12 protein-coding genes are annotated in these 15,247 nt (G+C 59.6%); 5 read left to right on the plus strand and 7 right to left on the minus strand.

Translation table 11 applies throughout. From position 1 onward, the window contains the following. The first annotated feature begins 59 nt into the window (after positions 1 to 59). Positions 60 to 1,496, plus strand: coding sequence for an aldehyde dehydrogenase (gene aldA, locus F3I21_RS01865; RefSeq protein WP_150058115.1), 1,437 nt, complete (start codon positions 60 to 62; stop codon positions 1,494 to 1,496). A 40-nt stretch (positions 1,497 to 1,536) separates the two neighbouring features. On the opposite strand, the gene F3I21_RS01870 is transcribed toward aldA, so the two are convergent. Next, the gene (locus tag F3I21_RS01870; protein ID WP_150058117.1) at positions 1,537 to 2,811 is read right to left on the minus strand and encodes an MFS transporter; all 1,275 of its coding nucleotides are present in this window, start codon (positions 2,809 to 2,811) and stop codon (positions 1,537 to 1,539) included. Beyond that, on the minus strand, positions 2,808 to 4,229 hold the full coding sequence (locus F3I21_RS01875; protein ID WP_150058119.1) for a M20 family metallopeptidase: 1,422 nt from the start codon (positions 4,227 to 4,229) through the stop codon (positions 2,808 to 2,810). The genes F3I21_RS01870 and F3I21_RS01875 overlap by 4 nt, the downstream gene beginning before the upstream one ends. A gap of 147 nt (positions 4,230 to 4,376) precedes the next feature. On the opposite strand from F3I21_RS01875, the gene F3I21_RS01880 reads away from it, so the two are divergent. Continuing rightward, a complete protein-coding gene (locus F3I21_RS01880; RefSeq protein ID WP_021506093.1) occupies positions 4,377 to 5,291 on the plus strand; it encodes a LysR family transcriptional regulator in 915 nt (304 codons plus the stop codon). Here F3I21_RS01880 and F3I21_RS01885 read toward each other — a convergent pair. Continuing rightward, on the minus strand, positions 5,281 to 6,876 hold the full coding sequence (locus F3I21_RS01885; protein ID WP_150058121.1) for an ABC transporter substrate-binding protein: 1,596 nt from the start codon (positions 6,874 to 6,876) through the stop codon (positions 5,281 to 5,283). The two genes, F3I21_RS01880 and F3I21_RS01885, sit on opposite strands and share 11 nt — an antisense overlap. Before the next feature lie 114 nt (positions 6,877 to 6,990). Between F3I21_RS01885 and pepT the strand changes: the two genes are divergently transcribed. After that, positions 6,991 to 8,217, plus strand: coding sequence for a peptidase T (gene pepT, locus F3I21_RS01890; RefSeq protein ID WP_150058123.1), 1,227 nt, complete (start codon positions 6,991 to 6,993; stop codon positions 8,215 to 8,217). 63 nt (positions 8,218 to 8,280) lie between these two features. Here pepT and F3I21_RS01895 read toward each other — a convergent pair whose 3' ends face one another. Further along, positions 8,281 to 9,060 carry a transporter substrate-binding domain-containing protein gene (locus tag F3I21_RS01895; RefSeq protein WP_021506096.1) on the minus strand — a complete coding sequence of 260 codons (780 nt, stop codon included), beginning with the start codon at positions 9,058 to 9,060 and terminating at the stop codon, positions 8,281 to 8,283. Positions 9,061 to 9,073: 13 nt separating this feature from the next. After that, positions 9,074 to 10,240 (minus strand): methionine aminotransferase, encoded by a 1,167-nt coding sequence (locus tag F3I21_RS01900; protein ID WP_058774709.1) that lies wholly within the window; start codon positions 10,238 to 10,240, stop codon positions 9,074 to 9,076. A 125-nt stretch (positions 10,241 to 10,365) separates the two neighbouring features. On the opposite strand from F3I21_RS01900, the gene F3I21_RS01905 reads away from it, so the two are divergent. Then, entirely contained in the window at positions 10,366 to 11,247 is an 882-nt protein-coding gene (locus F3I21_RS01905; protein WP_150058125.1) for a LysR substrate-binding domain-containing protein, read from the plus strand. Here F3I21_RS01905 and F3I21_RS01910 read toward each other — a convergent pair. Both F3I21_RS01910 and F3I21_RS01915 read right to left on the minus strand, forming a co-directional pair. After that, positions 11,205 to 12,881 (minus strand): methyl-accepting chemotaxis protein, encoded by a 1,677-nt coding sequence (locus tag F3I21_RS01910; protein ID WP_141495461.1) that lies wholly within the window; start codon positions 12,879 to 12,881, stop codon positions 11,205 to 11,207. The two genes, F3I21_RS01905 and F3I21_RS01910, sit on opposite strands and share 43 nt — an antisense overlap. 212 nt (positions 12,882 to 13,093) lie before the next feature. Further along, positions 13,094 to 14,617: a carboxylesterase/lipase family protein gene (locus tag F3I21_RS01915; protein WP_150058127.1), complete on the minus strand. Its 1,524-nt coding sequence runs from the start codon at positions 14,615 to 14,617 to the stop codon at positions 13,094 to 13,096. Between the two features lie 191 nt (positions 14,618 to 14,808). On the opposite strand from F3I21_RS01915, the gene F3I21_RS01920 reads away from it, so the two are divergent. Further along, positions 14,809 to 15,243: a DoxX family protein gene (locus tag F3I21_RS01920; protein WP_058769762.1), complete on the plus strand. Its 435-nt coding sequence runs from the start codon at positions 14,809 to 14,811 to the stop codon at positions 15,241 to 15,243. The last annotated feature ends 4 nt before the right edge of the window (positions 15,244 to 15,247 follow it).

Raw genomic sequence — 15,247 nt, forward strand, 5'->3', positions numbered from 1 at the left:
CATCTGCTTCACTCTTCCTTCACATCAGTTTAACAAAACCGAGCGTGGAGCCCCTGCACATGACCCTTCATCATCAACACTACATTAATGGCGCGTTTGTCGAGGCGCATAACGATAGCTGGATTGAAGTGATTAACCCGGCGACGGAGACCCTGCTGTCACGCGTGCCCCAGGGCAGCAAACAGCAGGCGGCGGCAGCCATTGCCGCCGCAGAAGCCGCTCAGCCCGGCTGGGAAGCGTTACCGGCGGTGGCGCGCGGCGACTGGCTGCACCGCATCGCCACGGCAATTCGCCAGCGCGAGCCTGAGCTGAGCGCCACCCTCGTCGCGGAGGGCGGCAAAACCCAGGCGCTGGCGCAAACCGAAGTGCTGTTTACCGCTGATTACCTCGACTACATGGCGGAATGGGCGCGACGCTACGAAGGGGAAATCGTCAACAGCGATCGCCCAAACGAAAACATCTTTGTGTTTAAGAAAGCGATTGGCGTGACCACCGGCATTCTGCCGTGGAATTTTCCCTTCTTCCTGATTGCGCGCAAAGCGGCACCGGCGCTGATCACCGGCAACACCATCGTGCTGAAGCCGAGTGAGATCACCCCGAACAACGCCGCCCTGTTCGCCGCCATTATCGACGACATCGGCCTGCCGCCCGGGGTAATTAACATCGTTTACGGCTATGGCCCGGAGGTGGGACAGGAACTGGCCGCCAATCCTAAAGTCGGGTTAGTGAGCCTGACCGGCAGCGTCAACGCCGGCATCGCCACCATGGCCGCTGCGGCGCCGAATGTGACCAAAGTGTCGCTGGAGTTGGGCGGTAAAGCGCCGGCAATTGTTATGAACGACGCCGACCTCGATCTGGCCGTCAGGGCTATCGTCAGTTCGCGCATTATTAACAGCGGCCAGGTGTGTAACTGCGCCGAGCGCGTGTATGTGCAAGACGGCATTTACGATCGCTTTATCAGCGCCCTGACCGTGGCGATGCAGCAGGTGGAATTTGGCGATCCGGCGCAGCAGGCCGATGTAGATATGGGGCCGCTGATTAGCGCAGCCGCGTGCGACCGCGTCGGGCAAAAGGTCGCCAGCGCCGTCGCGCAGGGCGGCAAGGTGGTGCTGGGCGGCAAACGCGCCGGTGAACGCGGCTTTTATTTTGAACCAACCATCATCACCGGGGTACGTCAGGAGATGGCGATCATGCGTGAGGAGATATTTGGCCCGGTGCTGCCAGTGATGCGCTTTAACACGCTGGATGAAGCCATCGCGCTGGCTAACGACTGCGACTATGGCCTGACCTCATCGCTGTATACCCGCGATCTGAACACCGCGATGATCGCGCTGCGCCGGCTGAAATTCGGTGAAACCTACATTAACCGCGAAAATTTTGAAGCGATGCAGGGATTCCATGCCGGCTGGCGCAAATCCGGCATCGGCGGTGCCGATGGCCTCCACGGGCTGGAGGAGTATCTGCAAACGCACGTCGCCTATCTGCAGTTTGCCTGATGCGTAAACACCGGTGCGCAGTGCGCGCACCGGTTGCCACTTAGCGTATCCGTTTCTGACTGCGCAGCAGCGCTATCCCGCTTAAGAGCGACATCGCCATCAGGTAGTAGCCCGGCGCCAGACTGGTGCCGGCGGCACTGATCAGCAGCGTGCAAATCAGCGGCGCAAAACCGCCAAACACCGTAACCGCAATGTTATAGCTGATGGCCATGCCGCTGGCGCGCGTACCAATCGGGAACAGATCCGCCATCACCGAGGGTACGGTAGAAAAATAGATCGATTTCAGCAGCGCCATCCAGCATACCAGCACAATCAGCGTGGTCGGCGTGGTGTGATTGACCACCAGCCGAAAGGCCGGATAGATGGTGACCATCAGCAGTATGAGCGAGCCCCACATCAGCGGCAGGCGGCCAATGCGTTCCGCCCACAATCCCATCAGCGGCGTCACCACCGTCAGAATCACCCCGGCCAGCAGCGTGGCAGTAAAGGCCACCGAGCCCGGCAGATGCAGGTTTTTGGTTGCGTAGGTCGGCACGTAGTTGAGCATGTAGTTGACCGCCGTGGAGATCACCATCAGGCCAATCGCCAGCAGCATCAGCGCTTTTTGCCGGCCAAACAGCCGTTTCAGCGGGGCCGCTTCCGGCGTCTGTGCGGCAAAGCTGGCGGGCTCATGCACGTGGCGGCGGATATACAGCCCGAGCGGGCCAATCAGCAGGCCGAAGGCAAACGGAATACGCCAGCCCCACGCCTGAATCTGGCTTTCGCTCAGGATCTGCGTCAGGCCGAGACCAAACGCCGAAGCCATTAGCGTGCTGGCGCCCTGGGTGGCGAACTGCCAGCTGGCGATAAAGGCTTTGCGCTCGGGAAAATGCTCGACCAGAAACGCCGTGGAGCTGCCAAACTCGCCACCGGCAGAAAAGCCCTGTATCAGGCGCGCCAGCAGGATCAGCAGCGGTGCGAGCAGGCCGATGCTGTCGTAGCCCGGCATAAACGTGATGATGGCTCCGCCAAGCATCATCAGGTTGATGGAGAGCAGCAGCGCTTTTTTACGCCCGTGGCGATCGGCATAGTTGCCCAGCACCACCGCACCCAGCGGGCGAATCAGGAACGAGACGCCGAAGCTGCCAAAGGTCAGCAGCAGCGAGACCGACGCATCGCTGGTGGGAAAGAAGGCGTGGGCGATATAGCTGGCGAAGAAGCCATATACCGCAATGTCGAACCACTCCAGCGCATTACCAATGCAGGTCGCAAACAGCGTTTTGTGCAGGTTTGGCTTCACGCCGCTCAGCGGCGCGCTATGGCTGAGGCTGCTCATGCGCCACCTCCGGCATAGGCGCGGTGTTGCGCCAGCCATTCCGTGCCCTGCTCGCCCAGCTCCCACAGCAGCTGCGTCATGATCTGCAGCCCTTCGCGGGCAATCGATTTCAGCATGTGCTCATTCACGCCATGTTGACCGCAGGCGGGATACGAATGTGGCACCCACAGCGTTGGCAGGCCCAGAATCTCCGCGAACACCTCATTTGGCAGCGATCCACCAAGGTTGGGCAGCAGCGCCGGTTTTTTGCCGCTGGTTGCCGCCATGCTGTTCAGCACCCAGTGCACCAGCGGATCGTCAGGATCGAGACGCGTGGCGGGTGAACCACGCAAAAATTCAACCTCAACATCATGGAAGCCATGCTGCGCCAGATGCGCGCTGACGTGCTGCGCCAGCAGCTGCCAGTCGGTACCGACCACAAAACGCAGCTGGCACACCGCTGTCGCGCTGCCGGGAATGGCATTCATCGGGCGCGCCGGGTTACCGGTAAGAAACGACAGCACTTCCAGCGTGTTCCAGCCGTACAGGCGTTCGGCAGGCGTCAGGCCTGGCTCGCCCCAGTTGGTGTCAATCGCGGGATCGCCTGGCATGCCCCCCACTTCGATATCGCTGAGAATGGCGCGCACCTGCGGCGTTAACGAATCAGGTCGCAGCGCCTCAACCTGCAGCACGCCCTGGGCGTCCACCAGCGTGGCGATGGCGCTGGCCAGCCGGGTGCCGGGATTGCTCAGCAGTCCGCCCCAGTTGCCGGAGTGATAAGCATTGTCACGCGCGTTGATGGTCAGGCGGAAATTTATCGCACCGCGCGAACCGAGGAACAGCGTCGGCCGCACGGCGTTGAGCCGCGGCCCGTCGGAGGCAATGAACAGGTCAGCCTGCAACAGTTCCGCCTGCTGCTGACACAGCTGCGCCAGCCCCGGTGAGCTGATCTCTTCGCCCATCTCAAACAGCCATTTGCAGTTAAAGCCGAGACGGCCGCCGCGCGCCTGGTACACCTGCTCCAGCGCCGCAAGATTGACGCAGTGCTGACCTTTGTTGTCAGCGCTGCCGCGCCCGTACCAGCGATCGCCCTCTTCGGTCAGCTGCCACGGCGACAGCCCGCTGCGCCAGTTTTCGTCATCGCCGAATACCACATCACCGTGCCCGTAGCTCAGCAAGGTCGGTAAGGCGGGATCTTCCATGCGCACCGCCACGAGGAATGGCCGGCCGGCGGCGTGCGGGTTATCGATGAGCTGTAGCGTGAAGCCCAGCGCCTGCAGTTGCGGCGCAATCTCCTGCTGCAAATAGTCCTGTAGCGCCGCATCGCGATCGTCGCGCTGGCTCTCGGTGCGCCACGCCACGCGGCGCGCCAGGATACGTTGAAATTCCCCGCTGTCGAAATATGCGGTGGCCTGCTGAACCGCCTGTTGTGCTGTCATGTTTGCCCTGCCTGTTATAGGTCTGCTGTTTTTTCATCTTTGCGGAAAGGCAGCTTTGCCACAATTATCAATTTATCGAGTAAGATTTGCCTTTAAAGCAAAGCTGCGTTGCCCGATTTCGAGGCAGGCACAGACGGAGGCCATGGCATGTTAAGCACGGAAATGCGTTATTTTCTCGCGGTAGCCGATTGCGGTTCGCTCAGCGCGGCCAGCGCCCAGCTGTTTGTGGCGGTCTCTGCCATCAGCCGCCAGATCCAGCGGCTGGAGCAGCAGCTGGGCGTGACGCTGTTTGCGCGTCATGCGCGCGGCATGGTGCTGACCGAGGCCGGCGAGATTTTTGCCCATCACGTGCGCAAAAATCTGCTGGATATGGAGTATGCGCTGGCGGAGATCAAAGGCCTGAAGGCGGTGCGGCGCACGCTGATTCGTGTCGCCTGTACCGACGGGCTGGCGTTTACCCTGCTGCCCCGGCTGATTGCCGCCTTTCGCCGCGATCATCCCGGCGTGCTGTTTGACGTCCGGGTGGCTAGCGCGCAGGGCGTGGCTGAACTGCTGCGCAGCGGCGAGTGCGACGTGGCATTGCAGTTTAGCCTGCACGCGGAACGTGCGGTTGAGGTGGTGGGCTCATGGCCGGCGCCGGTGTTGCTGGTGATGCATGACAGCCATCCGCTGGCGGGCGTGCCGCAGGTGGCGCTGGCCGATCTCAGCCACTATCCGCTGGCGCTACCGCAGCAAAACACCACGGTACGCCAGCTGTTTGAGCTGGCCAGCCACATGAGTGGCCACCTGATTGAACCGGTGCTGACCTGCGACAACTTCTCCACCCTGTTTCATTTTCTACTGCGCACGCCGCTGGCGGTGACCATTTGCAGCAGTTTTACCCTGGCGGAGGAAGCGCAGCAGCAGGGTCTGGTGATGCGCGCGGTCAATATCGATCAGCTGAGCCAGCGTACGCTGCAGCTGCAGACGCAGTCAGGGCGACCCCGCAGCGCCGCCCTGACTCTGTTTCTGACCTTTCTGCAACAGCAGCTCAGCGCGCTGTCCGCTGCGATTAAGGCGTGATATCCACCGGATAGAAGATGTGCTTGCCGAACGGATCCACCTGGTAGCCGCTGACCGATTTACGCACCGGCTCGAAAATCGTTGAGTGCGCAATCATTACCGCCGGCATTTGGTCATGCATCATCTGCTGCGCCTCGCGGTACAACGCCACGCGCTTGTCGTGATTTTGCTCGGCGCGCGCCTCGGTGATGATCTTCTCAAACGGCGCATAGCACCATTTGGACGAGTTGGAGCCGCCGTTCGCCGAGGTGCAGCTGTACAATGGCCCGAAGAAGTTATCCGGATCGCCGGTGGCGGTGGTCCAGCCCATCAGCGCCGCCTGATGCTCGCCGCCCTTGACGCGCTTCAGGTATTCGCCCCACTCATAGCTGACGATGTTGGCTTTGATGCCCACTTTTGCCCAGTCGGCCTGAATCATCTCAGCCATGCGGCGGGCGTTGGGGTTATACGGCCGCTGGACCGGCATCGCCCACAGCGAAATTTCGGTGCCCGGCTGAATGCCGGCCTGCTGCAGCAGCGCTTTGGCCTGTTGCGGATCGTAGGCGTAATCCAGCAGATCTTTATCAGCACTCCACACATCCGGCGGCAGAATATTTTTCGCCACCGTGCCGGTACCTTTGAAGATGGCATCAATGATCGCCTGCTTATTGATGGCCATCGCCAGCGCCTGACGCACTTTCACGTTATCCAGCGGGGCTTTGGTGGTGTTGAACGACAGGAAACCGGTGTTGAGGCCAGATTTCTGTTCCAGCGTGATGTTCGGGTTGTGGCGCATGTTGTCGAGATCGGCCGGATTAGGGAACGGCATTACCTGGCACTCGTTTTTCTCCAGTTTGGCATAGCGCACCGAGGCGTCCGGGGTGATGGAAAACACCAGCCGATCGATTTTGGCTTTGCCCTGCCAGTACTGCGGGAAGGCTTTGTAGAGAATGCGGGAATCTTTTTGATACTGCACCAGCTCAAACGGTCCGGTGCCAATCGGCTGCATGTCCACTTTTTCTGGCGTACCGGCTTTCAGCATCTGGTCGGCATATTCCGCCGAGTGAATCGAGGCGAAATACCACGCCAGATCGGCGAGAAACGGCGCTTCGGCATGGGCCAGCGTAATCCGCACTGTCAGATCATCCACCTTATCGATACGGGTGATCAGTTTTGCCAGCTCGAGGCTTTCAAAGTTGGCATAGTTACCGCCCGAAACGGTGTGATACGGGTTTTTCGTATCCAGCTGGCGCATAAACGAGAAGATCACGTCGTCGGCGTTGAGATCGCGCGACGGCGTAAACAGTTTATTGCTCTGGAACTTAACCCCTTTGCGCAGATGGAAGGTATAGACCTTACCGTCCGGGCTGATCTCCCAGCGCTCCGCCAGGCTGGGCACCAGCTCGGTGGTGCCCGGTTTGAAATCCACCAGGCGGTTAAAAATCGGCACGGCGCTGGCGTCCACGCTGGTACCGGAGGTATAGAGCTGCGGATTGAAGTTCTCCGGCGAGCCTTCAGAACAGTAAACCAGCGTCTTCGCCGAGACGCCGCCTGCAACCGCTAACCCCAGTGCGCTAAGCACCAGTTTTCCTATCATCTTTTTCATCGTCTTCTCGCTTTTTATTGACTTCCATGAGCCAGCATCGGTATTTATTTCATAAATAACATGATTTAGCCGTCTGGCGTATCTCCAGTGGCGCAAAGCTAATAAGGAATTGTGATGACAGACCAACTTGCCCGTCAGCTGACCCAGCGTTTTTACCGTTATCTGGCGGTCTCCAGCCAGAGCGATGCCAAATCCAGCACGCTGCCCAGTACGCCGTCGCAACACGCTATGGCGGAACTGCTGGCGCAGGAGCTGCGCGATCTCGGTCTGCACGATGTGGTGATTGATCAGCATGCCACGGTGACCGCCGTGAAACCGGGCAACCGGCCTGGCGCGCCGCGCGTGGGCTTTATCACCCATATTGATACCGTCGATGTCGGGCTATCGCCGGATATCCATCCGCAAACCCTGCGCTTTGAGGGCGCGGATCTGTGTCTGAATGCGCAGCAGGACATCTGGTTGCGGGTGGCGGAGCATCCGGAAATCCTGCCGTATGTCGGTCAGGAGATTGTGTTCAGCGACGGCACCAGCGTGCTGGGGGCCGACAACAAAGCGGCAGTCAGCGTGGTGATGACGCTGGTGGAGAACCTGCGTGGCGAGCACGGTGATGTGGTGGTGGCGTTTGTGCCGGACGAAGAGATCGGCCTGCGCGGCGCCAAAGCGCTGGACCTGGAGACGCGCTTTAACGTCGATTTCGCCTGGACCATCGACTGCTGCGAGCTGGGCGAAGTGGTGTATGAATGCTTCAACGGCGCCTCCGCTGAAATTACCTTCACCGGCGTACCGGCGCATCCCATGTCGGGCAAAGGCGTGCTGGTGAATCCGCTGCTAATGGCGCACGACTTCATCGCCCGCTTCGACCGGCTTGCCACGCCCGAGCATACCGCCGGGCGCGAAGGCTATATCTGGTTCAATGATATGCAGGCCAATGCCAGCCAGGCGGTATTGAAAGCGTCGATTCGCGATTTCGATTTAAAAGGTTTTGATGCGAAGAAGCAGCAGCTGGTGGAAGTCGCCGATCAAATCGCCGCGCACTATCCGACCGGTCACGTCGCGCTGAAGATCAATGATATCTATAGCAACATCAGTAACGCGATTGGTGAGGACCGGCGGGCAATCGATCTGATTTTTGCTGCGCTGCAGCAGGTGGGCGTGGAACCTAAAGTGATTCCGATGCGCGGCGGCACCGATGGGTCTGCGCTGTCGGCCAAAGGGTTACTGACGCCGAATTTCTTCACCGGCGCGCACAATTTCCATTCGCGCTTTGAATTCCTGCCGATCCCGTCATTTGTGAAGTCGTATCAGGTGGCGGAAGCACTCTGTTATCTGGCAGCCCGATAAGCGCGGTTGCAGAGAAATGTTGAAACTGCCTGACCGGCGACTGCCGGTCAGGCTGACACCCGCTTATTTGCTGACGCTGACGTCAATGCCCGGGAAGAATTTCGCCGCCAGTTTAGTGACGGTGCCGTCGGCCTGGACTTTGGCGATGGCCGCATCCAGTTCACCTTTCAGCTTGCTATCGCCTTTGCGCAGACCGAAACCAATGCCGGAACCGAGAATGGTGTCGTCTTCCACCGGCTTACCGGCGAAGGCGAAACCTTTGCCCTGCGGCTTATCGAGGAAACCAGACTGACCGGCGGCGGACATCACCAGCGTACCGTCAAGACGGCCAGCGACCATGTCGTTGTACACCTGGTTCTGATCCTGATAAGACGTCACCGTCACGCCCTGGGATTCCCAGTGCTTTTTAGCGTAGGTTTCCTGGATTGAGCCCTGCAGCACGCCAATATTTTTACCTTTCAGCGACGCCGCCGTCGGCTCGAGTTTCTCGCCCTGCTTCACAATCAGCATGGTAGGAATACGGTAGATCGGGTTAGTGAAATCGATACTTTTCGCCCGCGCCTCGGTGATGTTCATCGCCGAGTTAATCGCATCAAATTTTTTCGCCTGCAGCGCCGGGATCAGCGCATCAAAGCTGCTCTCAACCCATTTGCAGTCAAAATGGCCGACCTGGCAGATGGCTTTGCCCAGTTCGATGTCAAAACCCTCCAGCTCGCCCTGCGCGTTGCGGCTTTCAAACGGTGGATATTGTGATTCCAGACCGTAGCGCAGGCTCTCCTGCGCCAGCGCCTGCACGGAGGTGATCATGCCCAGTGCGATAAACAGTGCGTTCAGTTTTTTCATTATTTTCCCCTAATTACCCTTTAACCCGGCACAGCGCCTGCGCGCCGGCTTCGAGCGTTGCGTCGTCTTTAGCAAAAGAAAGGCGGATTAATTTATTGTCAGTGCCATCCATATAAAACGCCGACAGCGGAATGGTAGCCACACCGTGATCGACGATGAGACGTTTTACCATTTCACTGTCGCTTTCGTCACTGAAATGTCCGTAGCTGGCCAACATAAAGAACGAACCGGCGCTCGGTAACAGCCTGAACGGTGAATCCTGCAGCAGCGTCTGCAGCCGGTCGCGCTTCGCCTGATAAAACGACGACAGCTGCAGATAGTTTTGCGGGTTCTGCAGATACTGCGCGAAGCCAACCTGCATCGGCGTATCGGCGGCGTACATCATGAACTGATGCACCTTGACGATCTCCGCCATCAGCGCAGCAGGCGCCAGCGCATAGCCGACGCGCCAGCCGGTGACGTGGAAGGTTTTGCCGAAGGAGGACACCACCACGCTACGCTGTGCCAGTTCCGCGTGCGTGGCCATGCCGCAGTGCGTCTGGCCGTCAAACACGATGTGTTCGTAGACTTCATCAGACAATACCACGATGTCGGTATTACGCGTCAGGGCCGCCAGCTGGTCGAGATCGGCGGCATTCAGTACCTGTCCGCTCGGGTTATGTGGCGTATTGATGATAATCATGCGCGTACGCGGCGTGATCGCGGCACGCAGTTCGTCCCAGTCAATCGCAAAATCCGGCACCTGCAGCTTGAGGCCGATCGGCGTCGCGCCCTGCAACCGCACCACCGGCGCGTAGCTGTCAAAGGCCGGCTCAAAGAAGATCACTTCATCACCCGGATGCACCAGCGCCGAAATCGCCATGTAGATGCCCTGACTGGCACTGCCGGTGATCAGGACTTCGCTGGCGGCATCGTACGGCTGGCCATACAGGCGGTGCACCTTCTCCGCCAGCGCTTCGCGCAGCGCCGGTAAACCGGTCATCGCGGCATACTGATTATGGCCGTCGCGCATCGCCTGGCTGACCAGCTCAACCAGCTGCGGGTCACACGGAAAATTGGGCGCGCCCTGAGAGAGATTAACGGCCTGATGCTGTGCGGACAGCTGGCCGATCACGCTAAAAATGGTGGTGCCGACGTCCGGCTGTTTGGAGGAGAGCTTCACGCTGCTGTTCAGGGTCATCATTGCTCCACAGGTTGCATAACCACGTATCGTAAGTAGATTTCTATTCAACGGCGCGACGCTTGAGTCGACAAGCGAATTGTTGTCATAATTGCCATGATAAAAAATCATAGCTTGAGGCCGTTATGTCCCGCTCTGCTCTGCCGCTCAACGCCATTCATGCCTTTCTGGTCACCGCCCGTCATCTCAACCTGACGCGCGCCGCCAGCGAACTGTGCATCACTCAGGGCGCGGTGAGCCGCAAAATTGCGGCGCTGGAGAGCTGGCTGGGGTTTGCCCTGTTTGAACGCCACGCGCGCGGTCTGCATCTCACCGATCAGGGCACGGCGCTGCTGCCGGAGCTGCAGCAGGGGTTCAATCTGCTGGTTAATGCCACTGAGAAAGCCAGCCGCAGCAATGCCTCGATTCGGCTGAAAGCCCCGACCTGCGCCATGCGCTGGCTGGTGCCGCGCCTGGTGGCGCTGGAGCAGCAGCGGCCAGACATTCACGTGGCGCTGACCACCACGCTCGATCACGCGTCGCAGCTGGAAAACTTTGATGCGGCAATTGTATTCGGCACGCCGCCTGCCGGAGCCATTCCGCTGTTTGCCGAGCGCCTGACGCCGGTGCTGGCCAGCAGCGTGCCGGCGCCGCGCCATGTCAGCGAACTGGCCAGATTCACCTTCCTGCATCCGACCGGCGATACGCGCGACTGGCAGCTGTGGCTGTCCGCCCAGGCGGAGCAACTGCCGATGGCGCGCAATCAGCACTTCGCCACCATGGATTTGGCGATCAGCGCGGCGATTCAGGGATTTGGCGTGACGGTGGCGGATATTACGCTGGTGGAGAATGATTTGGCGAATGGGCGGTTAATCGCCCCGTTTGCCGCGAGTGTGGCAACCGGGGCGAGCTACAGCCTGTTACAGCGGGCGGAAAAAGATGCGCCACCGTTTTTGCCGCAGCTGGTGGCGTGGTTGTGTCAGCCTCAGAATGAAACCCACTCTTCACTGCTGGCGGGTTTACCCTGAGCGCCTGCGGCGGCAGATAACACCGGCCGGCGCAGCGCAGGCGCGGCAGCGGATGCTACGGCCTGCGCGCGCGGCGCGCTTTCGGACAGACGGAACTTCGCCACCGACGCCTGCAGCTCTTCGGTCTGACGCTCCAGCGCGCTGGCCGCCGCCGACACCTGCTCCACCAGCGATGCGTTCTGCTGGGTGACGCTGTCCATTTCGGTGACGGCAGTGCCGACCTGCGAAATCCCTTTGCTCTGCTCTTCCGACGCGGCAGCGATGTGCTTCATGATCTCATTCACATCCTGTACCGACTTCAGAATGTCATGCATGGTGCTGCCGGCGCTGCTGACCAGCTCCGAGCCCTTTTCAACGCGTGACACGGAATCTTCAATCAGCGTGGCGATCTCTTTTGCGGCGCCGGCGCTGCGTTGCGCCAGGTTGCGCACTTCGCTGGCCACCACGGCAAAGCCGCGCCCCTGCTCACCGGCACGCGCCGCTTCGACTGCCGCGTTGAGCGCCAGGATGTTGGTCTGGAAAGCGATGCCGTTGATCACGCTGGTGATTTCGGCAATCTTTTTCGAACTGCCGGAAATGCCCTGCATGGTGGTCACCACTTCGCCAACCAGACGGCCGCCCTGCTGCGCGGTGCCGGTGGCGGTCTCCGCCAGCGCGCTGGCCTGACGTGCGTTGTCGGCGTTGAATTTCACCGTGGCGGTCAGTTGCTCCATGCTGGCCGCGGTCTGTTCCAGCGCGGCCGCCTGCTCTTCGGTGCGCGATGAAAGATCGTTATTGCCGGCTGAAATTTCTGCCGCGCCGCGATAGATGTTCTCCGTGCCGCTGCGGATGGCGCTGACGGCTTCACGCAGGCTGTCCTGCATCGCCCGCAGCAGTGGCACCAGTTTGCCGACGCAGTTGCGGCCAAATTCTTCCACCGGCTGGCTGAGATCGCCCTGCGCAATCACGGTAAAATGGTTACGAATGCGATCCAGCGGTTTCACCAGCATCGTCACCAGGTAACGGTCAGTGAACAGCAGAATCAATAAGCCGAACACCACCGCCGACACAATAATCACTTTGGTCATGCTGGTAAGCGTGTCCACGGTCACGCGGGTCTCATCCAGCTTGCTGCTGGCGGCCTGATTGAACGCTTCTGCGCTGGCACCAAACGCCCGGCTCAGCGGCGGCGTGACATTGTTGGCCTGCGCGCGCCATGCATCCAGTGAAGCCTGCTGCGCCAGCGCCACCTGTGGCGCGATACCCTCATCCAGCAGTTTCTGCCAGCTGCTGATCACATTGTTCACCGTCTCGCTGTCCATCGGCCCCGGCGCCATGGCTTTGAACTGGGTTAACTGCTGTTTCATGTTATCCAGTGCCTGCTGCACCGGCGCGAACGCTTCCGCGGTCGGCGCGTTACCGGCGGTGCGGCCTTCCATTACCCGCGACAGACGCGTGACCACGCGGAAATACTGATCGTTGCCTTTGCTGAGCGCCGTCATCTGGTTTACCAGCTGACGATCAATCTCGTTACCCTCGCCGAGCGCATTCAGCGAGTGGACGCTGAACAGCCCTACGCCACACCATAACAGGCAGAAAAGCCCGAGAATGGTCAGCATAACGGCGCGAATCGTGAAGTTTTTTAACATACCCATACATAATCCCCTGGTGTGAACGCTGGCAGCCCGGATAAAACAGGGCTTAGGGTATTTATCGGCAGCGAACCGGGAAAAGATAAATGTTTTGTAAGCTAATTAATTGCAGGATGAGGTGCCGCGCGGAGCGGCTGAGCGGTCGTAAAATCAGGCAGATAGCGGCCAATTTGCCTTAAAAAAACATTGATGTTTTTACATGATTAGCAGGCTTATTAAAGTTTAACGTGGCTGCGCATCATCAGGCGAAACAGACGCAGACGGCCGCGCATAAATCGCGCCTTCAGCACCGATTCCGCTTTACCGTCGTGGCCAAAGGCGAGAGTCAAATCTTCACCCGGCCGCCATACCGGCCAGTCGGGTTCCCCGTCGAGCCGCAGCCGATGGCTGAACTCACTGGCATCCCGTGCAAAGGCCACCCACCAGGCGCTGACGCGGCCGGCAAAGGCGATATCGCTGGCGCTGTAATGCCAGTCACCCGGCGGCGGCAGCGTCGCGAGCGTATTGAAGACATAAGGAATTTCGTTGCCGTGCCAGGTGCCGTGCGGGTAGAGATGACGCGCGTTTTCTGACACATAATCAAACCAGTAACGCCACGCAGGCATGCCGATGCTGTGCTGTGACTGTGCCACCAGCAGCGGCATGACGGTAAACGCCATGTCGCGCGCCACCGCGCGTCCCAGCAGGCTGTCATCATGGATATCGTACAGCCACTTAAGCAGGCGATAACTCAGGCGACTTTTGCTGCGCAGCTGCTGTAACACGCTGCGGGCATCCACGCCGAAGTAGTCCAGCACGCTGGCTTCGTCGCTGTTGCTGCCAATCATCAACGGCACGCGATGCTGCTTACCCGCCATAAAGGTGTCGAGCATCGGTCTGGGTAGCACCGCATCGCCGTTGATGGCCACCGGCCCCAGCGCCAGCGGTCGCTCCAGCGGCCAGAAACTGTCGGCCGGCAGTGCGCGCAGCTGCTCCGCACTGGCATCCGCGGCCAGATTGAAATGCGCTGCCACCTGCAGGCCTGTTTGCTGCGCCTGCTTATGCGGCACGTCCGGCAGGCTGTAGGCACTTTGCACGATGCCCTTATGAAACAGCCCTTCGGCCAGCGGCGAGCAGCACAGCGACAATACGCTGCGCGCGCCGGACGATTCGCCAAACAGCGTGACGTTATGGCGATCGCCGCCAAATGCCGGGATGTTACGCTGAATCCACTGCAGCGCGGCAATCTGATCCAGCAGCGCAAAATTATTGACCACCTTGCCCGGCGGATACTGGGCGTCGAGCGCAGGATGCGCAAAAAAGCCGAAATGGCCAAGGCGGTAATTGAGTGTCACCACCACCACGCCCTGCGCTGCCAGCGCTTTGCCGCGATAGGGATCAAGGCTGCCGGCGCCGATGCTGAAGCCGCCGCCGTGCAGCCATACCATCACCGGTAACGGCGTAGCGGGTTCGACATCAGGCGTCCAGACATTCAGATAGAGGCAATCTTCGCTGAAGCGGCCCGGATCGCCGCCGCCGGCCGCCACGCAGTAGTCACGATTTTGCCAGCTGGCATCGCCCCACGCGGTAGCATCGCGCAGCGTTTGCCACGGTGCTACCGGCTGCGGCGGACGCCAGCGCAGTGCGCCAACCGGCGGCGCTGCATAAGGTATTCCTTTAAAGGTAAACAGTTCATCATCCATCAGGCCTCTGAGTTCACCTTCTGCCGTCATGATCCTCAGACGTCGTTCATTTTTCATTGCGGGTTCCTGGTAAAGCCTGATTCCATTATTTGCAGGCCTCAGTGGAATGTCTATGTTCTGCAAGCATTTGCAGATTAAGCCGAATAAGCGACCGATTCATTGAACAACTTCATCAAATTTTTTGGTTAACTGCAGCGACGCATTCTGTTTTATGGTTGCAAGTTAACCTGGCGTGACGGAGAGACGCGATGTTTGCTGGCATCAATCAGCTGTTCACCCGGATGAGCGATCACCCGGATTTCGGTAAATTGCTGTTACGCTTAACCTTCGGCGGGCTATTGCTGTTTCATGGCGAGTTTAAGGCGATTCATGGCGTCGGCTGGATCGCCCATCTGCTCAGCGTCAAAGGCATGCCAGGTTTCATCGCTTACGGTGCTTACATCGGGGAAATTGTGGCACCCATTATGGTCATCGTTGGCCTGCTGACGCGCCCGGCGGCCTTTATCATTGCCGTTAACATGGTAGTCGCAACGCTGCTGGTGAAAATGGGCGCACTCTGGCATCGCACCGATGTCGGCGCCTGGTCGCTGGAAACGGAAGCGCTTTACCTGCTGGGCGCGCTGGCCATCCTGTTCCTGGGTGCCGGAAAATATACGCTGGTGCGCGACGCACGCCTGCAATAATCAT

The organism is Pantoea sp. B_9, from assembly GCF_008632015.1.
Lineage (GTDB): Bacteria > Pseudomonadota > Gammaproteobacteria > Enterobacterales > Enterobacteriaceae > Pantoea > Pantoea dispersa.